Source organism: Rhodanobacter ginsengisoli, assembly GCF_042657065.1.
GTDB classification, from domain to species: Bacteria; Pseudomonadota; Gammaproteobacteria; order Xanthomonadales; family Rhodanobacteraceae; genus Rhodanobacter; species Rhodanobacter ginsengisoli.
The window spans coordinates 62,279-82,080 of sequence record NZ_JBHSNF010000005.1; the positions used below are offsets into that span (position 1 = coordinate 62,279).

At 67.4% G+C, this 19,802-nt stretch carries 16 protein-coding genes and 1 pseudogene; 7 read left to right on the forward strand and 10 right to left on the reverse strand.

What is annotated here, in order from left to right:
• Positions 1-61: 61 nt before the first annotated feature.
• The 4 genes from ACFPPA_RS17790 to ACFPPA_RS17805 form a co-directional block, all read right to left on the reverse strand.
• A complete protein-coding gene (locus tag ACFPPA_RS17790; RefSeq protein ID WP_377322362.1) occupies positions 62-766 on the reverse strand; it encodes a helix-turn-helix transcriptional regulator in 705 nt (234 codons plus the stop codon).
• Between the two features lie 69 nt (positions 767-835).
• Positions 836-1,480 (reverse strand): glutathione S-transferase family protein, encoded by a 645-nt coding sequence (locus ACFPPA_RS17795; RefSeq protein ID WP_377322364.1) that lies wholly within the window; start codon positions 1,478-1,480, stop codon positions 836-838.
• 58 nt (positions 1,481-1,538) lie between these two features.
• A complete protein-coding gene (locus ACFPPA_RS17800) occupies positions 1,539-1,772 on the reverse strand; it encodes a hypothetical protein (RefSeq protein WP_377322366.1) in 234 nt (77 codons plus the stop codon).
• Positions 1,773-1,782: 10 nt separating this feature from the next.
• A complete protein-coding gene (locus tag ACFPPA_RS17805) occupies positions 1,783-2,391 on the reverse strand; it encodes a DJ-1/PfpI family protein (RefSeq protein WP_377322368.1) in 609 nt (202 codons plus the stop codon).
• Between the two features lie 171 nt (positions 2,392-2,562).
• On the opposite strand from ACFPPA_RS17805, the gene ACFPPA_RS17810 reads away from it, so the two are divergent.
• On the forward strand, positions 2,563-3,594 hold the full coding sequence (locus tag ACFPPA_RS17810; protein ID WP_377322370.1) for a class 1 fructose-bisphosphatase: 1,032 nt from the start codon (positions 2,563-2,565) through the stop codon (positions 3,592-3,594).
• A 258-nt stretch (positions 3,595-3,852) separates the two neighbouring features.
• The gene (locus ACFPPA_RS17815; protein ID WP_377322372.1) at positions 3,853-5,904 is read left to right on the forward strand and encodes an alpha/beta hydrolase family protein; all 2,052 of its coding nucleotides are present in this window, start codon (positions 3,853-3,855) and stop codon (positions 5,902-5,904) included.
• A 51-nt stretch (positions 5,905-5,955) separates the two neighbouring features.
• Here ACFPPA_RS17815 and ACFPPA_RS17820 read toward each other — a convergent pair whose 3' ends face one another.
• Both ACFPPA_RS17820 and ACFPPA_RS17825 read right to left on the reverse strand, forming a co-directional pair.
• Positions 5,956-6,135 carry a hypothetical protein gene (locus ACFPPA_RS17820; protein ID WP_377322374.1) on the reverse strand — a complete coding sequence of 60 codons (180 nt, stop codon included), beginning with the start codon at positions 6,133-6,135 and terminating at the stop codon, positions 5,956-5,958.
• A 119-nt stretch (positions 6,136-6,254) separates the two neighbouring features.
• Complete coding sequence (locus tag ACFPPA_RS17825) at positions 6,255-7,373, reverse strand: PA0069 family radical SAM protein (RefSeq protein ID WP_377322376.1); 1,119 nt, start codon at positions 7,371-7,373, stop codon at positions 6,255-6,257.
• Positions 7,374-7,521: 148 nt separating this feature from the next.
• Between ACFPPA_RS17825 and ACFPPA_RS17830 the strand changes: the two genes are divergently transcribed.
• Complete coding sequence (locus ACFPPA_RS17830) at positions 7,522-7,767, forward strand: hypothetical protein (protein ID WP_377322378.1); 246 nt, start codon at positions 7,522-7,524, stop codon at positions 7,765-7,767.
• A gap of 9 nt (positions 7,768-7,776) precedes the next feature.
• Here the strand turns inward: ACFPPA_RS17830 and ACFPPA_RS17835 are convergent, their stop codons facing one another.
• Both ACFPPA_RS17835 and ACFPPA_RS17840 read right to left on the reverse strand, forming a co-directional pair.
• Entirely contained in the window at positions 7,777-9,468 is a 1,692-nt protein-coding gene (locus ACFPPA_RS17835) for an AMP-binding protein (RefSeq protein WP_377322380.1), read from the reverse strand.
• 174 nt (positions 9,469-9,642) lie between these two features.
• Entirely contained in the window at positions 9,643-11,046 is a 1,404-nt protein-coding gene (locus tag ACFPPA_RS17840; RefSeq protein ID WP_377322382.1) for a hypothetical protein, read from the reverse strand.
• Positions 11,047-11,507: 461 nt separating this feature from the next.
• Here ACFPPA_RS17840 and ACFPPA_RS17845 point away from each other — a divergent pair, with 461 nt between their 5' ends.
• Positions 11,508-11,768, forward strand: coding sequence for a GlsB/YeaQ/YmgE family stress response membrane protein (locus ACFPPA_RS17845; protein ID WP_377322384.1), 261 nt, complete (start codon positions 11,508-11,510; stop codon positions 11,766-11,768).
• A 99-nt stretch (positions 11,769-11,867) separates the two neighbouring features.
• Here the strand turns inward: ACFPPA_RS17845 and ACFPPA_RS17850 are convergent.
• Positions 11,868-12,449, reverse strand: a pseudogene (locus ACFPPA_RS17850) (acetate uptake transporter); the annotation flags it as partial.
• Between the two features lie 370 nt (positions 12,450-12,819).
• On the opposite strand from ACFPPA_RS17850, the gene acs reads away from it, so the two are divergent.
• Entirely contained in the window at positions 12,820-14,760 is a 1,941-nt protein-coding gene (acs, locus tag ACFPPA_RS17855) for an acetate--CoA ligase (protein ID WP_377322386.1), read from the forward strand.
• A 98-nt stretch (positions 14,761-14,858) separates the two neighbouring features.
• Positions 14,859-15,530, forward strand: a complete 672-nt coding sequence (locus ACFPPA_RS17860) for a response regulator transcription factor (RefSeq protein ID WP_377322388.1) — start codon at positions 14,859-14,861, stop codon at positions 15,528-15,530.
• A 9-nt stretch (positions 15,531-15,539) separates the two neighbouring features.
• Here ACFPPA_RS17860 and ACFPPA_RS17865 read toward each other — a convergent pair whose 3' ends face one another.
• Positions 15,540-18,998 carry a hybrid sensor histidine kinase/response regulator gene (locus tag ACFPPA_RS17865; protein ID WP_377322390.1) on the reverse strand — a complete coding sequence of 1,153 codons (3,459 nt, stop codon included), beginning with the start codon at positions 18,996-18,998 and terminating at the stop codon, positions 15,540-15,542.
• Between the two features lie 121 nt (positions 18,999-19,119).
• On the opposite strand from ACFPPA_RS17865, the gene ACFPPA_RS17870 reads away from it, so the two are divergent.
• The gene (locus ACFPPA_RS17870) at positions 19,120-19,755 is read left to right on the forward strand and encodes a 4'-phosphopantetheinyl transferase family protein (RefSeq protein WP_377322392.1); all 636 of its coding nucleotides are present in this window, start codon (positions 19,120-19,122) and stop codon (positions 19,753-19,755) included.
• Positions 19,756-19,802: the final 47 nt, after the last annotated feature.

The window sequence follows — 19,802 nt, forward strand, 5'->3', positions numbered from 1 at the left end:
ACCGAGCCGGCCATCGATGGAGCAGGTATCGCGGCCACGGCATCGCCCGGCCGCGCGGCGATCACTTCATGCCGGTGTCGTACCCGCGCATCGCCTTCAGATAGGCATCCATGTCGCGGCCGGGGCGTTCATCGAAGCCTTCGCCGGTCTCGTCCAGCGCATCGATGCGGTCCGGCCGGAAATTGCGGAAATCCTGACGCAACCGACACCACGCGCCGAGCGTCCACTTGCCGCCCCAGAACGCCAGGCACAGCGGCTCCACTTCGCGCGTGCTGGGCTTGCCGCCCTCGTCCCGGTAGACCAGCTGCAGCACCCGGTGCGTCTCGATCGCCGCATGCAGGCGGTCGATCCGCGCGGCGAACGCCGCCTGCTGTTCGTCGCGCCAGACCGGTGCGTAGATGCGCGTGCGCTCGGAGCGTTCGCGCAGTTCCGGCGGCAGCACCGCCTCGATCTTGATCAGGGCCGCCTGGGCTTCCCGGGCCAGTTTTTCGCCGGCGAAGGCCCGCACGAATCGTGTGCCGACCACCAGGGCTTCGAGTTCGTCGGCGCTGAACATCAGCGGCGGGATGTCCGAACCCTTGCGCAGCACGTAGCCCACGCCGGCTTCGCCCTCGATCGGCACGCCGGACAGCTGCAGGTCGGCCACGTCGCGATACACCGTGCGCAGCGAGACGCCCAGGGTCTGTGCCAGCGAACGCGCCTGCAGAGCGGTACGCCGGCCGCGCAGGGCGTGGATGATGAGGAACAGACGGTCGGCGCGGCGCATCCGCACATCATCGCCGAGCGAGGCGATCGCGAACAGCGCCGAACGTCACGCCTGGCGCCGCTCATCGCATCACGCCGTCGGCAGGGCCGCCTGCGCCGCGGCCAGTTCGGCGTCCCTCGCGGCCGCGCGCTGCATCGCCGGGCGCGAGATCACCCGATCGACATAGGCACGGATCACCGGCAGTTCCGGCACCAGCTTGAACTGGGTGGTCCAGTTCAGCGCGGTACCCCACAGCACGTCGGCGGCACTGAAGCGGTCGCCGAGCAGGTACGGCCCGCGCTCGAGCTGGTCGGTCAGCGTCTTCAGCACGGTGTCGTAATCGCCGTAGCCGGCAGTCATCGGTGGCGCCGCCTCGCGCTTCAGCGAACGGTCGAGGATCGCCGGCTCGAAGCACGAACCGTAGAACACCAGCCAGCGCAGGTACGGACCGCGCAACGGATCGCCGATCGGCGGCGCCAGCTTCGCCTCGGCATACAGATCGGCGAGGTAGATGAACACCGCCGGCTGTTCGGTGATCAACGCCTCGCCGTGGCGGATCGCCGGCACCTTGCCCATCGGATTGACCGCCAGATAGGCCGGCTGGCGCTGCTCGCCGGCCCGCAGGTTCAGTGCGTGCAGCTCGTAGTCGGCGCCGAGCTCCTCGAGCAGCGCGCGGGTGCCGGCGGAGCGGCTATGCGGTGAGTGGTAGAAGGTAACGCGGGTGGACTGGGTCATCTCGAGGGCTCCGCGAAAGGTGAATCCGGCGTGCGGTTCCAGGCTGCCGCGCGACGGCCTAGTTCGACCGCCGGCGGTTGCTGCCGGTCGACCCCATCGAGGCCGGCCGGGGGATCGATGCTACGGGAATCGCCGTCGAGTCTCTCGGCTTGCCGGCTCCGAGCGGGCTCACGGTCGCCGCCGGATCGTCCGCCCGGCGCTTCGCCGGCGGGTGGTATCGCCCGTCCAGCAGCAGCCCGCGCAGATACAGCGGACGATAGGCCTTCAAGAGACGTTGCAGAAGCGTGTTCATGGGCATGACCTCACGCCGCCCGGGTTTCGCCGACGCACCACGCCGGCAGTTGCGCATGCTTGAACAGCCGGTACCAGTCCTCGCGGTCGCCGGGGCTGTACAGATCCAGCGTATGGATCACCTCGCGGGCAAACTCCACGCTGCCCAGGTGGCTGGCCGTGATCACGCCGCCATCGCTGACCGCCAGCACCGCGCTGTCGTACTGGTCGGTACCGGCATAGTCCGGCACCTGGCCGGCGATCTGGCCGGGCCAGTTGCCGGTATGCCTGCAGTCATCGAGCAGCCCCGCACGGGCCAGCGCCAGCACGCCGCTGTCGATGCCGGCTACCGGCGCACCGGCGGCATGCAGCTGGCGGATGGCCGCCACCGCAGGCTCGCCCTCACCGCGTTGCCACAGATGACCGCCCGGCACGATCAGCAGGGCCGCGCAGGCGGCATCGAGCTGGTCCAGCGACAGGTCGGGCTGCACGCACAGGCCACCCATCGACAGGACCCGCGCGCGCGAGAAACCCACCGTCTGCACCTGCCAGTCGCCGGGGCGGCGGATCTCGCACAACGCCAGCGCCGCCTGCCAGTCGGCAAAGCCTTCGAACACCAGGAAATAAACCGTATCGCGCATGTCATGTCCCTCCGTCATGGAGATGCAGCTTGCCGCCCCCCTGCTGCCAACGTAGTGTCAGCAGCCGAGCGACCCGACCGGCGGGATCGTCGTCGCGCCCAAGGCTGGCGCTGTCCTGTCCGAGCCGGGACAATGCCTGTCTCTCTATTGACCCGAAGGCCCGGACCCGACATGAAGTCCATCTCGCTGATCCAGTTCCTGATCGAGGAACGCCGTGCCGGCCACATCAACGCCGAACTCTCGCTGCTGATCGAAGTGGTCGCGCGGGCGTGCAAGCGCATCGCCGTGGCCACCAACAAGGGCGCGCTGGGCGACGTGCTGGGCATGGCCGGCAGCGCCGATGCGCTGAGCATGAACATCCAGGGCGAGGCCCAGAAGAAGCTCGACGTGATCTCCAACGAGATCCTGCTGGAGGCAAACGCATGGGGCGGCCACCTCGCCGCCTGCGCCTCGGAAGAGATGGAGGACCCGCAGCAGATTCCGGACGGCTACCCGAAGGGCAACCACCTGCTGCTGTTCGATCCGCTGGACGGCAGCTCCAACATCGACGTCAACATCTCGGTCGGCACCATCTTCTCGGTACTGCGCTGCCCGGACGACGTGACCGAACCGAAGGCCGAGCATTTCCTGCAACCGGGCACCGAACAGCTGGCCGCCGGTTACGTGGTGTACGGCCCGGCCACCGTGCTGGTGCTGACGTTCGGCCACGGTACCCACGAGTTCACCCTGGATCGCGAGGTGGGCAGCTTCACCCTGAGCCGGCGCGGCATCCGGATCCCCGAGCAGGCCACCGAGTTCGCCATCAACATGTCGAACCAGCGTCACTGGCAGGTGCCGATGCAGCGCTACATCGGCGAGTTGCTGGCCGGCAGCAGCGGTCCGCGCGGCAAGGATTTCAACATGCGCTGGGTCGCCTCGATGGTGGCCGACGTGCACCGCATCGTGACCCGGGGCGGCGTGTTCTATTACCCGCTGGACGCGAAGATCCAGCAGCAGGGCGGCAAGCTGCGGCTGATGTACGAGGCCAATCCGATGGCCTTCATCATCGAGCAGGCCGGCGGCGCGGCCACCACCGGGCGCGAACGCATCATGGCGCTGCAGCCGACCGGACTGCATCAGCGCGTGCCGGTGTTCCTGGGCTCGAAGCAGGAGGTCGAGCTGGCCACCCACTATCACCTGGAAGCGGACGGCGCGCTGGCCTGAGGCACGCAGCGGAGTCCTGCAAGAAGATCGTCCATGGCGCGCCCTGCCCACGCCATGATCCGGCCACGGACTCACCCCGTGCGGACAGTGGCCTGGTCAGCCCGGTCGCGGTGGCTGGCCACGATCCCGGCGATCCGTGCCCGACTCGCGGCGATAGCGGCCGTCGCCACGCGCTGAGCCCGCCGCCCTGCCGTCCCGCACTTGGCCCGCGCCGGCTCCGGCTGTAGCGTGACGGCTCCCCGCTGAGGAACATGCCCCATGTTGAAACGCTCACTGCTGCCTGCCTCGTTGTTGCTGTTCGCGCTGCTGCCCGGTGCGCGCGCCGCCGCTCCCGACGTCGATCCGCGCATCGAACGACTGCTGACCGAACTGGGCAAGGTGCAGCCGATCGAGGCGGTGGCGATCTCGCCGGACGGCAGCCAGCTGGCGTGGGTGATCGAGCGCGCCGGCCTGCCGTCGATCACCGTGGCCGCCGCCGACGGCAGTCACGCGCATCGCGTGAGTGCGGCGGACAAGGCCGGCAGCTGCGCCGAATCCGGCATCGCATGGGCGCCCGATTCGCGCCATCTCGCGTTCGTGTCGAATTGCAGCATCGACCCGACCAGCACCCGGGTGATGCAGAACGACATCTATCTGGCCGACACCGCCGGCCAGGGTGCCCCGGTGCGGCTGGCCCGGCTCAAGGGCTATGTCCGCGCATTGCAGTGGCGCGGCGACGGCAAGTCGCTGGGCTTCCTGTATGTACCAGGCGCCACCCGTCATGCCAGCGCCGTGGCCGCGGCCAAACCGGCCGCCGGCGAAATCGGGGTGACCGGCGTGGAGGTGCAGCGGGTAGCCAGCATCGACGTCGCCAACGGCGCATTGCACGAGCTCTCGCCGTCCAGCCTGTACGCCTACGAGTTCAACTGGTCGCCCGACGGCCGGCGGATCGCCTATACCGCGGCCGTGCCGCCGGGCGACAACAACTGGTGGATCGCCCGACTCTACGAGCAGCCGGCGCAGGCCGACGCGACCCCGGCGGTGCTGGTCGATCCCGCCCGCGCCGACAGCGGTTCGCTGCACGGGCTGCAGATCGCGTTGCCGCGCTGGTCGCCGGACGGCGCGCACATCGCCTTCATCGGCGGCCTGATGAGCGACCAGGGCGCCACCGGCGGCGACATCTACGCGGTGCCCGCCCGCGGCGGCGACGCGGTCGACCTCACCCCGGGCAACCACGTCACACCGGCATGGCTTGGTTGGACCGGGCCGCAGTCGATGCTGGTCAGCCAGATCAGCGACGGTCACAGCCAGGTGGCGGAATACGTGGTGACGGCCGGACGGGCACGCCAGCAGAAACTGCTCTTCGGCGTGCCGGCGAGCATCGGCGACGGCACCGCCTCGATGGCACTGTCACTGTCTGCCGATCACCGGCGCATCGCCTTCGTGCAGAGCTCCTATGCCGCGGCGCCCGAGGTGCATGCGGGGGCGCTGACGGATCACGCGCCGGCAGCCGTCACCGCCATCAACGCCGGGCGGAAACCCGCCTGGGGCAAGGCCGAATCGGTGCAGTGGAGCAACCAGGGCTTCCACGTGCAGGGCTGGCTGCTGTATCCGGCCGACTACGATGCGAAGAAGTCGTACCCGATGATCGTCAGCGTGCATGGCGGCCCGTCGAGTGCCGTGATCCCGCGCTGGCCCGGCGTGGGCTACGGCAGCGTGCCGTTCTCCGCGCTGGGCTATTTCGTGTTCATGCCGAACCCCCGCGGCAGCTTCGGCCAGGGTGAGAAGTACGTGCAGGCCAACCGCCGGGACTTCGGCTACGGCGACCTGCGCGACATCCTCGCCGGCATCGATGCGGTGGAGAAGCGCGTGCCGGTGGACGACCAGCGGCTGGGTCTGACCGGCTGGAGCTACGGCGGTTTCATGAGCATGTTCGCACCCACCCAGACCCGGCGTTTCCACGCCGTGGTGGCCGGCGCCGGCATTGCCAACTGGCAGAGTTACTACGGCGAGAACCTGATCGATCAGTGGATGCCGCCGTTCTTCGGCGCCACCGTATACGACGATCCGGCGGTATACGCGAAGAGCTCCGCGATCAATTTCGTCAAGCAGGTGAAGACGCCGACCCTGATCGTGGTCGGTGACCGCGATGCCGAGTGCCCCGCGCCGCAATCGTTCGAGTTCTGGCATGCGCTGCGAGCGCAGGGCGTGACCACCTCGCTGGTGGTGTATCCGAACGAGGGACACCACTTCGTCGACCAGGCGCATCAGCGCGACGTGCTGCAGCGGGCGCTGGGCTGGTTCGTGAAATACCTGCCGGCGGGCGGCTGAGCGCACCCGGCGGCGGCTCCATTCCGGCGCCACGCCGGAATGGAGCACCGATCATGACGCCGGCGGATCGCGCCGGCGCGTGTGGTTCACCGCGCCGATGATGCCGATCCCCAGCAGCACCACCACGCCGACGATGAGCCACGGCGTGGGCAGGTGCAGCATGAAGGCCCCGTAGGCGAGACCGCCGATCACGATGATCATGCCGATCAGGTAGAGCGAAAATGAGGACATCGTTGTCTCCGGGTATACCGGTCGGAGCCGCAGCGGATGCCGGGGTGGTCGGCGGGTAGTGTTCGATTGGACCCGGCCTGCCATCAGTGCCGCGTGAAGCCGCAGCGCGCGGCCCCGGTTCAGAACAGCTCGCCCTGTGGCGAGGGCCGACGCGGCGGCACGAAGCGCGAAGCATCCAGCTGCAGTTCCCGGGCACGACCGAAGCCGTGCTTGCGGCAGGCGAGCTCGAAGCGCCGGCGCAGCAGCTCGGCGAACACGCCTTGCCCGCGCATGCGGGTGGCGAAGTTGCTGTCGTAGTCGAGGCCACCGTTCATCTGTTGCACCAGGCTCATCACGTGGTCGGCACGTTGCGGCGCGTGCAGCACCAGCCATTCACGGAACAGTGCCTTCAATTCGTGCGGCAGCCGCAGCGTGGTGTAGCCCGCACAGCGGGCGCCGGCCGCGAAGGCCTGCGCCAGCACCGCTTCCATGTCGCGGTCGTTCAGCGCAGGAATGATCGGCGCCACCAGCACGCCGACCGGCACGCCGGCGTCGGCCAGGGCGCGGATCGCCTGGATCCGCCGATGCGGCGCGCTGGCGCGCGGCTCGAGCTTCGCGGCCAGCCGGTTGTCCAGCGAGTTGACCGAGACGAACACCTGCACCAGGCGTTCGCGGGCCATCGGCACCAGGATGTCCAGGTCGCGCTCGACCAGCGCGTTCTTGGTCACGAGGGTGCACGGGTGATGGCATTCGGCCAGCAGCTCCAGCGCGGCACGGGTCAGTCGCCAGCGCTTCTCCACCGGCTGGTACGGATCGGTGTTGCTGCCGATGTTGATCGGGCTGACCACGTAACCGGGCCGGGCCAGCTCCGCGCGCAGCACCTCGGCGAAGTTGCCCTTGGCGCGCAGCTTCGTCTCGAAATCCAGGCCGGGCGAGAGGTTGAGATAGCTGTGCGAGGGGCGTGCGTAGCAGTAGATGCAGCCATGCTCGCAGCCGCGATAGGGATTGATCGCCTGGCTGAAATCGATATCCGGCGAATCGTTGCGGCTGATCACGCTACGCGCACGTTCCTCGGTGACTTCGGTGCGCGGACGCGGGCGCTCTTCGTCGAGCAGCGCGTGCGACCAGCCATCGTCCTCGGCCTGGTGGCGGATGCTTTCGAAGCGCCCTTCGGGGTTGGAAGCGGCGCCGCGCCCCTTGATCCGGGCGCCCGGAGGAGCCGGCCCGCGGGTGCTCGATGGCGGTGGCGTATCGTCCATCGGTGCAGTTTGCCGCGGCTACGTCTCAGCCTGCGCGACATCCGTTGCATCGCGTGATCGGCTCCCTGCAACGCCGCCTTCCGCGGCGTTATGATGCGCCCGTCCGCCCACCGTCGGCGGTCCGTTCACCGTGCATTCGAGGCTTCCCATGCGCTGGCTGCTGCTTGTTCTCACCGTGTTCGCCTACGTGTTGTGTTTCAGCCGCCACAGCGCCGGCGCGATGGCCTGGTGGCTGCTGATTGCGGTGATCGCCACGTTCGCCACCACGCTGGCGTTCGCGCAGGCACGCATCGAGGGCAACTCGCGCGGCGACAGCCTGTCCGAATACGAGCTGCGGCGGTTGCGCGAGGGCAAGGACCCGCTGGCCCACGAGCGCGATCGTTCCGGTTCGTGAGTCGGCCGCTCAGCGCGCCGCCTCGCCCGGCGACGCCAACTCCTCGAGCATCGCCTGGCGCATCAGGTATTTCTGCACCTTGCCGGTCACCGTCATCGGGAACGCGTCGACGAAGCGCACGTGGTACGGCACCTTGAAGTAGGCCAGGTGGTGCCGGCAGTAATCCTGGATCTCCGCCACGCTGGCGCGGCTGCCTTCGCGCAGGCGGATCCACGCGCAGACCTGCTCGCCGAACTTCGCGTCGGGCACGCCGAACACCTGCACGTCCTGCACCTTCGGATGGGTGTAGAGGAATTCCTCGATCTCGCGTGGGTACACGTTTTCGCCGCCGCGGATGATCATGTCCTTGAGCCGGCCGACGATGCTGCAATAGCCGTCCTCGTCGATCACCGCCAGATCGCCGGTGTGCATCCAGCGCGCGGCGTCGATCACCTCGCGGGTGCGCGCCTCGTCGCCCCAGTATCCGAGCATCACCGAATAGCCGCGCGTGCACAGTTCGCCCGGCTTGCCGCGCGGCACGATCCGACCCTGTTCGTCGACCAGCTTGACCTCGAGCTGCGGGTGGATCCGCCCCACGCTGCCGACCCGGCGCTCGAGCGGGTCCTCGGGCACGGTCTGGAAACTCACCGGGCTGGTCTCGGTCATGCCGTAGGCGATGGTGACCTGCTCCATGTGCATCTCGCTGACCACCCGGCGCATCACCTCGATCGGACAGGGCGAGCCGGCCATGATGCCGGTGCGCAGGCTGCCCAGGTCGAAGCGGCCGAACTCGGGGTGCTCCAGCTCGGCGATGAACATCGTCGGCACGCCGTGCAGGCCGGTGCAACGTTCCGCCGCCACCGTTTCCAGGGTGGCCAGCGCGTCGAAGCCCTCGCCCGGGATCACCATGCAGGCGCCATGGGTGACGCAGGCGAGGTTGCCCAGCACCATGCCGAAGCAGTGATAGAACGGCACCGGGATGCACAGCCGATCGTGCTCGGTGAGGCGCATCGCCTGGCCGATGAAGTACGCGTTGTTGATGATGTTGTGGTGGGTCAGCGTGGCACCCTTCGGCGCTCCGGTGGTGCCGGACGTGAACTGGATATTCACCGGATCGTCGAAGCCCAGTTCCGGCTCCAGCGCATGCAGCCGCGCCAGCGCCGCGGCATCGCCGAGCGCGACCAGCTGCCGCCAGCTGCGGGTACCGGCCGCCGGGACCTCATCGAGCAGGATCACCTCGCGCAGATCCGGCAGGCGCGTCGCATTCAAGGTCCCCGGCGCGCTGTCAGCCAGTTCCGGCGCGAGCTCGCCCAGCATGTCCAGGTAATGCGAGGTCTTGAAACGGCGCGGCAGCACCAGCGCACGACAGGCGACCTTGTTGAGGGAATATTCCAGCTCGTGCGTGCGGTAGGCGGGATTGATGTTGACCAGGATCAGCCCGGCCTTCGGCGCGGCGAACTGCAGCACCACCCATTCGGCCCGGTTCGCCGACCAGATGCCGACGCGGTCTCCGCGCTGCAGCCCCAGCGCGAGCAACCCGGCGGCCACGCATTCCACCTCGGCATGGAACTGCCGATAGCTCATGCGCACGTTCTGCGCCCGCACCACCAGCGCCGGCCGGTCCGGATGGGCCGCCGCGATGCGATCGATCAATGAACCGAGCGTGTCGCCCAGCAGGGGCTGCGCGCTGGCGCCGTGGACATAGCTTGGTGCGGCAGTCATGGCAATCTCGCGCAGCCGGTACATGGACTCATGCGTCAGCATAGCGTTTGCGTGACGAGTCGCGGTCGCCGTGGCGAGGGACGGGATCCTTCCGGAAAGAACAACGCAGCGGCTTTTGCCGCTGCGTTTCCCTGGCCCGGAAAAGCTGCCCGGGCTGTCCCGCCACGATGAAACTCAGAAGTGGTACAGCGCGCTGAGGCTGACCTGGTTGCCGTTGGTGGTCTTGCGATCCACGCCATCGCTGGTGCTGTCGAGCTTGTCGTAGATCCACTCCACGCCGAGGTCATACGCGCCGCTGGTGTATTGCAGACCCAGCGCCGCCTGCCGATTCTTGAGACGACCGCTGGCGCCGTTGCCCATCCAGGCGATCACGTCCTGGGTCTTGGGCTTGCTGATTCCGTAGAACGCATTCGCGCTCCAGTTCGGCGTGAAGCTGTAACCGGCCTGCAGGAAGCCACCGGTTTCCTTGATGTCGCCGAATTGCACCAGCGCGCCGAAGATCTGACCCATGCCCTTACCCGAATACACCAGTCCCTTGAACACCCACGGCCCCGGCTTCCACTGGCCGCCGACTTCGTAGCCCACGCTCTTGACCGATGATTTCACCGGCGTCGGGGCCGTCCCGCCGACGCCCTTCAGGTCGACCTGGCTGTAATGCGCCGCCGCGTACGCCACCCAGGTCTTGTCCTGCACGCGCAGTTTGGCCTCGACTTGCGGGCGGAATCCCACATTGCCGGCGGTGAGATAGTTGACATCATTTCCGGGCCCGCTCCAGTGACCCTCGAACGCGCCGATGTCCAGCCGCCATTTGGCACCGCTGCTGCCGTGGTTGAGCTCCTGCATCAGCACCACGCCGGGAAAGCGCCAGCCCACGAGGCCCGTGCCGTACCCCAGCGGGAACGCGATATGCGAAAGCGACGACGGCGTGTTGTCCAGCGGGAACATCAGGTCCCATTGCTGGCCGATCCTCACCGTGCTGCCGCTGTCGGGATTGGTCAGATCCATATAGGCCTGCCGCAGGCGCGGCGTCGGCTGCTGCTGGCTGTAGGCACCGGTACCGTTGAAGCCGCCGAAGAAATCCATCTCGATGCGGCCGCCACCGGTCCAGTCGCCGGCGAACTTGGCGCCGCTGAAATCGAGCCAGAAGCGTGTGTTGCGCACATCGACGCCACTGAGCCTGCCACTGGAGCCTGGCTCCGGGAACTCGGCATTCTGGCCATTGCCGAAGGTGAAGCTGCGGTTCTGGCTGAATGCGGTGGCATTGACGAATCCGTGCAGCGCTACCGATACGCCCGGTGCGCTGGTGAAGACCGGCTTGGCCGGCTCGACCGCCGCTGGCGCCACGGGTGGGCTCGCCTGAGCCTGCTGCTCAACCGGCCGGCTCTCCAGCCTCTTCAGACTCTCGCGCAGCGCCTGCAGATCCGCCTGCTGCTGATCGAGCTGCTGCTGCTGCTTCTCGACCAGCTTGGTCAGCGCCTCGACCTTGTCCTGCCTGTTTGTTGACCGGGCAAGGGCTGGGGTCGCCACGGCGAGACCCATCGCAACGGCGAGCGCGCAGAACAACGTGTTTCGTTTCATGGCAGTCATCCCATTGTTGGTTGAATCGGCACTCGTCGTGCAATCGTCCCCGCCTCGACGAAGCCATTCAGCGGCGTGCCTGGCTCTGGACAGGCTACATCCGTGCCCACGGGTTCCGGAAGCGGTAATGACACGAATTTCATAAGACTTTGGTAGTACATCATCATGAAAACAAACGATAAACGCTCTTGATACCGGGCGTCGCAGTGACACTCACATGGACGTTCTCATGGACGTCCAGACGTCCATATGGCGGATCAGACTGGCGTCCGCCATGCATGCATGGCCCGTCATCGTCATGGTCGCGGGAAAGCGTGCTTCCGGGCGACCGGTCCAGTCGCTTGCGGCGGGCGGCCGCCGCTCCATCACGACCGCTCCACATCGCAAGGCCAACCCTGAGCGCCACCACGGCAACGTGGCGTCAGCTCGACGCCATCCGCCGGCTGGCCGAGGATTCCGAAATGACAGGTACCGAACTAATCATCATCTTGCTGGTGGGCGCCCTCGCTGGCTGGCTCGCTGGCCTCATCGTCCGCGGCTTCGGCTTCGGGCTGCTCGGCGACATCGTGGTCGGCATCCTGGGCGCATTCATCGCCGGCTGGCTGTTTCCGCGACTGGGCATCCATTTCATGCTGGTCAATCCGCTGGTCACCAGCATCACCTACGCCATGCTCGGTGCCGTCATCCTGCTGCTGATCATCGGTCTGGTTCGCCGCCGCTGACATCGCTGCATCAAGGATGTCGCGCCGGCAGCCTGCCGGCGCGACCTCACTGCTGCCCGGGTTCGGAGGAAACCCGGGCACCCGTGACTGACGGCCCGCTCATCGGGCAGGCGGAGCCCCGATCGGCAATACCGTGCGCTGATGCGTCTCGTTGATGACTTCCGCTGCGGACAGGTAGAACGCCAGCGCCGCAGTGATCAGGCCACCGTAGCCACCGGCCATGTGCAGCCCGCTCATGCCGGTCCAGTCGCCCGCGGCCAGCAGGAAGAAGGTGATCCACAAGGCCAGGAACACCAGCTGCAGCGCGCGAGGTGCCTTGAACGTGCCGACCCACATGTAGAAGGTGAAGACGCCCCACAGGAACAGGTACCAGCCGACGAAGCTGGCCGGTACCTTGTCGTGCAGGAACAGCACGAACAGCGCAAACGACCACCAGAAAGCGCCATAACTCAGGAATGCGGTAGCGCCGAAGGTATTGCCGCGTGGCAATTCCATCGCTCCGGCAATCATCTGCACGGTGCCGCCGTAGGCCAGCGCCACGGCGAGCACCATGTTCATCGCGTCGCCGGTGTACCAGCCGGCATTGATCATGCTCAGCAACCAGGTGGTCAGGGCGAAGCCGGCCAGGCCCAGCGGCGCCGGGTTGGCGAATTTTGTCTGTGGCTGTTCATTGCTCATTGCCCGAAACTCCCCTTTTGATGGTGATCTGGATCAGAACGAATACACCGCCTTCATCGCACCCCTGGTTCCCACCCCATCCCTTTCGATGACAGCGCACGCATGACACCACTCGGCTGAAACGACCGCACCGGCGCTTGTCGACTGGCCCGGGTGGATGCCTGATGGCAGGGAGTCCGGTCGCGCGGGTTTGGAGGTCAGGCCGAGCATGCTCATGCTGCGGCGCGACGCGCCATTCGCCATTGGTCTAATTTCGACCAAAGTCGCACGGTTCGATCGGCTCGCCTCTGCGGTGACGAGGCTACACTCGGGTGGTGTCGCGCCCCCCGGGTTCGATCATCCACCATGGCCACCCAGCCGCAGGAGACCTGTCATGTCGAAGCTCTATCCGGTCAAGCCCGAGTTCGCCGCCAAGGCCCGCATCGGCAAGGACGAATACACCCGCCTGTACGCCGAGTCGATCAGTGATCCCGAGGCATTCTGGAGCCGCATCGCGCAACGCATCGACTGGGCGAAGAGCCCGACCCGGATCAAGGACGTTTCGTTCGATCCGAAGGACCTGCACATCCGCTGGTACGAAGATGGCGAACTCAACGTCAGCGCGAACTGCCTCGACCGCCAGCTGGCCAAGCGCGGCGACAAGGTGGCGATCATCTTCGAGGGCGACGACCCGAGCGAGTCGCGCAAGATCACCTATCGCGAGCTGCATGCCGAAGTCTGCAAGTTCGCCAACACGCTGAAGCATCTGGGCGTGGTCAAGGGCGACCGGGTGGCGATCTACCTGCCGATGATTCCCGAGGCGGCGGTGGCGATGCTCGCCTGCGCGCGACTGGGCGCGATCCACTCGGTGGTGTTCGGCGGATTCTCGCCCGACTCGCTGGCCGGGCGCATCGCCGACTCCACCGCCAAGGTGGTGATCACTGCCGACGAGGGCCTGCGCGCGGGAAAGCGCATCCCGCTCAAGGTCAACGTGGATGCCGCACTGGAACGCGCCGGCACCAGCAGCGTGGAAACCGTCATCGTGGTGCGCCGCACCGGTGGCGTGGTCCCGATGCAGTCGCCGCGCGATCGCTGGTACCACGTGCTGATGGAAGGCCAGTCTGCCGACTGCCCGCCGACCATGGTCGAAGCCGAACACCCGCTGTTCATCCTGTACACCTCCGGCTCCACCGGCAAGCCGAAGGGCGTGCTGCATACCAGCGGCGGCTACCTGGTCTACGCCAGCTACACCCACGAGCTGGTGTTCGACCTGCGCGAGGACGACGTCTACTGGTGCACCGCCGATGTCGGCTGGGTCACCGGCCACAGTTACGTGGTGTACGGCCCGCTGGCGAACGGCGCGACGGTGGTGATGTTCGAGGGCGTACCGAACTATCCCGACGTGAGCCGCTTCTGGCAGGTGGTCGACAAGCACAAGGTCTCGGTGTTCTACACCGCGCCGACCGCGATCCGCGCGCTGATGCGCGACGGCGAGGCGCCGGTGAAGGCCTGCTCGCGCGCCTCGCTGCGCGTGCTCGGCACGGTCGGCGAGCCGATCAATCCCGAGGCCTGGGAGTGGTACTACCGCGTCGTCGGCGACGAGCGCTGCCCGATCGTCGACACCTGGTGGCAGACAGAGACCGGCGGCATCCTGATCACTCCGCTTCCCGGCGCGATCGCCACCAAGCCCGGCTCGGCCACGTTGCCGTTCTTCGGCATCAAGCCGGCGATCGTCGATGCCGATGGCGTCGCGAAAGACGGCGTGGCCGAGGGCAACCTGCTGATCACCGATTCCTGGCCCGGCCAGGTGCGCACCATCTACGGCGACCACCAGCGCTTCATCGAGACCTACTTCAGCGCCTATCCGGGCAACTATTTCACCGGCGACGGCGCGCGTCGTGACGAGGACGGCTACTACTGGATCACCGGCCGCGTCGATGACGTGATCAATGTCAGCGGCCATCGCCTGGGCACGGCCGAGGTGGAAAGCGCGCTGGTCGCTCACCCGAAGGTGGCCGAAGCGGCCGTGGTCGGCTGTCCGCACGACATCAAGGGGCAGGGCATCTACGCCTATGTCACGCTGATCGCCGGCGAGACCGGCAGCGACGAACTGCGCAAGGAGCTGATCGCCTGGGTACGCAAGGAGATCGGCCCGATCGCCACGCCGGATTACCTGCAGTGGGCGCCGGGGCTGCCGAAGACCCGCTCGGGCAAGATCATGCGCCGGATCCTGCGCAAGATCGGCGAGAACCTGCCCGACCAGCTTGGCGACATCACCACCCTGGCCGACCCCGGCGTGGTGAAGAGCCTGGTCGACGAACGGCTGATCAAGTGAGGAGGAATGGGTGAAGAGGAATGAGAAGTGAGTAACCGGCGGAAGCAGGCTTTACGCTGTCTCTCGTTTCTCACTGCTCATCACTCTCTGCTCGCCCCATGCCCGACATCCTGATTGCCGACGATCATCCGCTGTTCCGCGATGCCCTGCAGCGCGCCGTACTGGCTGCGGTGCCGCAGGCACGGGTACACGGCGCCGACAGCGTGCATGCCCTGCTCGGCCTGATCGAGCGGTTTCCCGATGCCGAACTGCTGCTGCTCGACCTGCACATGCCCGGTGCCCGCGGTTACTCCGCGCTGGCGCATATCCGTGGACAGTATCCCGGGCTGCCGACCATCGTGGTGTCCGGGCATGAGGAAGCCCAGGTGGCGCGACGCGCGCTGGCGCACGGCGCGTCGGCGTACATTCCCAAGTCCAGCTCCGGCGAAAACATCGTCACGGCAATCCGTACGGTTCTCGATGGCGATGTCTGGCTGCCGCCGGCCCTGCTTGACGGCCCCGGCGAACTCCAGCCCGACGAGGCCGCCGCCGCCGCGAAGATCGCCACGCTCACGCCGCAGCAGTTCCGCGTCATGAGCATGATCGCCGAGGGTCTGCTGAACAAGCAGATCGCCTACGAGCTCGGCGTCTCCGAGGCCACCATCAAGGCCCACATGACCGCGATCATGCGCAAGCTCGGGGTCAACAACCGGACCCAGGTCGCGCTGATCGCCAGCCAGCTGGCGGTGGATCAGGAGATCATGCCGGTACTGCCCGATGACGAGGATTGACGCGCTGCTTCAGCGGCGCAGCAAGGCCGTGAGCAAGGCGCGCAGCGCTGCCGGACGCACCGGCTTGTGCAGCACCGGGTAACCGAGGGCGCGCGCGCGCTGTTTCAATTCGCTGCTGCCGTCGGCCGTGATCAGCGCCACCGGTGGAAGTACACCGCGCAGTTGCCGTAGTTGCTGCGCCGCCTGCAGCCCGTCGACACCGTCGGCCAGGTGGTAGTCGGCCAGGATCAGGTCGATCGGGCCTCGGAGCAGTTCCTCGCGGGCCTGTTCCACATCCAGCGCAATGCGGCAATCGACGCCCCAGCGGCCGAGCAGCGCCTGCATCCCTTCCAGGATCGCCGCGTCGTTGTCCAGGCACAGCACGGTAAGCGGCAGCTGCTTGTCCGGGCCGCTGCGTTCCACCCGCTGCCGGCGCGCGGGCACCGAATCGCTTCGCGGCACGGTCACTGCAAAGCAGCTGCCGTGGTTGGGTTGCGAATGCAGGTCGAGCCGATGGCCCAGGATGCCGGCCAGGCGGTCGCAGATCGACAGGCCCAGGCCCAGGCCTTTCTCGCCCCAGGGCGACGGGTGCTCCAGGCGCTGGAATTCGTCGAAAATCCGCGCCCGCTGGTCCGCGGCGATGCCCGGACCGGTATCCCACACCTCGATGCGCACCTCGCCGGCCAGCCGGCGCGCGCCCAGCAGGACCCGGCCCTTGCTGGTGTAGCGCAGTGCATTGGAGAGGAAGTTCTGCAGTATCCGGCGCAGCAACTGCGGGTCGCTGTGCACCGCCAGCGTGGTCGGCACCACGCGCAGGCGCAGTCCGCGCTGCTCGGCGACCACCGCAAACTGCGCCTGCAGCGAATCGAACAACTCGCTCAACGCGAACCCGCCCACCTCCGGCCGGTAACTTCCGGCATCCAGTCGCGAGGTGTCCAGCAGTGCATCGAGCAGGTCCTCGGCGGCGCGGAACGAGGCGTCGATGCGCTCGGCCAGCCCGCTCGCTTCCGCGTCCAGCCCCGGATGCTGGCGCAAGGCCGAGGTGAACAGGCGTGCCGCGTTCAGCGGTTGCAGCAGGTCATGGCTGGCCGCGGCGAGGAAGCGCGTCTTGGACACGTTCGCGGTCTCCGCCGCGCGGCGCGCGTGGGCGGTGGCGACCAGCGCCTCGGACAGTTCGGCGGTACGCTGTTCGACGCGCTGCTCCAGTGTCTCGTTCACTTCGATCAGCGCCCGCTCTGCGTTCTTGTACGCGGTGACGTCGGTGTAGGTGGTTACATAGCCCCCGCCAGGCAGCGCCCTGCCGCGCATCTCGATCACCGTGCCGTCCGGCCGGATGCGCTGGAACAGATGGGATGAGCCGGCGCGCATGTAGTCGATGCGCTTGGCCACGTGCTCGTCCACCTCGCCCGGACCGCACTCGCCCAGTTCGGCATTCCAGCGGATCAGGTCGGCCACCGGCACGCCGACATGCACCATGCCCTCGGGGTAATCGAACAGCTCCAGGTAGCGCCGGTTCCACGCCACCAGGCGCATCCTCGCGTCGACCACGCTGATGCCCTGGGAGACGTTTTCCAGCGTGGTGGCCAGCAGCTCGCGATTGAAGCGCAGCTCCTGCGAGGCCTCGTCCATCAGCGCCATGGATTCGGCGATATCCAGCCCGCTGCCGGACAACGTTCCCATCAGGATCCGTCGCGCATTGGCCGCGCCTACCGCCGAGGCCAGCAGACGCTCGGTGTACTGGATCAGCGCGCGGTCAGCCACCTCGCCGGGCAGCAGCGGCCGGTCGCGCCGCAGGGCATAGTCGTCGAACGCCCGCGTGCTGCCGCGTTCTCCGACGATCCGTTCGGCGATCGTGCGCAGATCGGCCACTACCACACGACCGCGCCAGTCGCCGGCGCCGCTGCGGCTGGCCGGATCGGTATCCATGAACATCGCTGCGTGCAGGCGCTCCTCCAGGCTCGGGCGGAAGCGCAGGGAGACAAGGACGAGGCAGCCGATGTTGACCAGCAGCGACCAGAACGTGCAGTGCATCACCGGGTCCCAGCCACTGAGATGAAACAGTGCCTGCGGACGCAACCAGTTCCAGCCGAACGGACCATCCTGCAGCCAGTGGCCCGAGCGTAGCATCGCCGGCAACAGCAGGGTGTACAGCCAGACGATGAAGCCACCAACCAGGCCCGTCACCACTCCGCGTCGACTGGCACCACGCCAGTACAGTGCGGCAACCAGGGCCGGGGCGAATTGCGCCACCGCGGCAAACGCCAGCAAGCCGGTCGCGGCCAGGTTTTCCGCATCCGCCGCCACCCGGTAATAGGCGTAGGCCATCAGCGCCAGCCCCACGATCGCCACGCGACGCACGCCGAGCACGAGCTGGGAGAGGTCGCTGCGCTGCTCCAGATGCAGGCGCCGGATGCGCAGCAGCGCCGGCATCACCAGGTCGTTGCTGATCATGATAGACAGCGCCACCGAGGCCATGATCACCATGCCGATCGCGGCCGAGAATCCGCCGAGAAACGCCAGCAGGGCCACGCCCCGATCACCGTATGCCATCGGCAGGGTCAGCACCCAGGCGTCGGCGGTGCCATCGCGCACCAGCGGCATGTGCGCGCCGGCTGCCACGATCGGCAGCACCGCGAGACTGATGATCACCAGATACGCGGGCACCAGCCAGCGGGCGCGCCGCAGATCGCCGGCATCCTCGCACTCGACCATGCCGATCTGGAATTGCCGTGGCAGGCAGAACATCGCGCAGAACGCCAGCATGGTCTGCGCCAGGAATCCCGGCGAAAGGCCGTGGCTCAGTTGCGTCAGCGGCAGTTGCACGGTGCTGACCAATCCTGGCCCACGCCACAAGGCATAGCCAGCCAGGGCGACGAAGGCGAGCAGCTTGATCAGCGATTCGAGCGCGATCGCCAGCATCAGGCCGTGGTGATGCTCGGTCGCGTCGATGCTGCGCGTGCCGAACAGGATGGTGAACGCGGCCAGCAGCAACGCGCACCACAACGCGGTATCGGTGCCGCCGGCCGTCACCGCGCCATGGCCGAGGTCGCTCAGCACGCCGAAGGACGTCGCCACCGCCTTGAACTGCAGCGCGATATACGGCACCACGGCGATCACCGCGATCACCGCCACCAGCGCCGCCAGGCCATGCGATTTGCCGAAGCGGGCGGCGATGAAATCGGCGATCGACGTGATGTTGCGCTGCCTGACCATCTGCAGCAGCCGGCGCAGCAGACCGAAACCGAACACGAACAGCAGGATCGGACCGAGGTAGATCGGCAGGTAAGCCAGGCCATCGCGGGCTGCCGTGCCCACCGCGCCATAGAAAGTCCACGACGAGCAGTACACCGCCAGCGCGAGACTGTAGACGATCGGCCGCAGTCGTGGCTGACGCGGATACAGCGGACGGCGATCGCCCGCATAGGCGACCACGAACAGCAGCCCCACATACAGCAGCGACACCAGCAGCAGCAGCCAGCCCTGAATCAAACCGCATCTCCTCGTCAAACGACGCGTTCCCGCGAATCCCGTTCTCGGCCGGGTGCGCAGGCATCCGCATGGCGCGCTTGTGCATCGACATGGCCAGCGGCACCATGTCCGGATGACTGCCATGCACGCACAGACGCTTGCCAAGCTAGCAGAGCACCTGCGCGATGACGAGATTCATGTGTGGTGTCTCGACTATCGGCCGCAGCACGGTCGCACGCCGCTGCTATCGGTGCTGGCCGCTTATCTCGGCACCGGTGCGGAGCGGGTCGCGCTGACCATGGGCGAGCACGGTCGTCCGGCACTCGCATTCGCGCATGACCAGTCACTCGGATTCAACTGGTCGCATAGCGGCAGCCATGCGCTGATCGCCATCGGGCGGCATGTCACCCCCGGCATCGATGTCGAGCAGGTGCGCGAGCGGCCGCGGGCGGTAGCGATTGCCGAGCGGTTCTTCAGCACCGGCGAGGCGGCCGGGCTGGCAGGGTTGCCGCCGGCCGAGCGGACGCTCGCCTTTCTCGAGCTGTGGACGGCGAAGGAGGCCGTGCTCAAGGCGCTCGGGCGTGGCATCGCGTTCGGTCTGGATCGCCTGAGCGTGGCCGCTTCGGCTGGGCGGCTGACCCTGCAACTGCTGGAAGGCGATGACGTCGGCGCCTGGCAATTGCATCGGCTGGATGTCGGTCCTGCCCTGGTGGCGGCACTGGCATGGCGGGGCGGACCGCGCCGCATCCGGCTGGGCAGGCTTGCCAGCGCCGACTGATCGGCGCACTGTTTCGGGCCGGCCCGGGCATCGCGTCGTAACCGGTT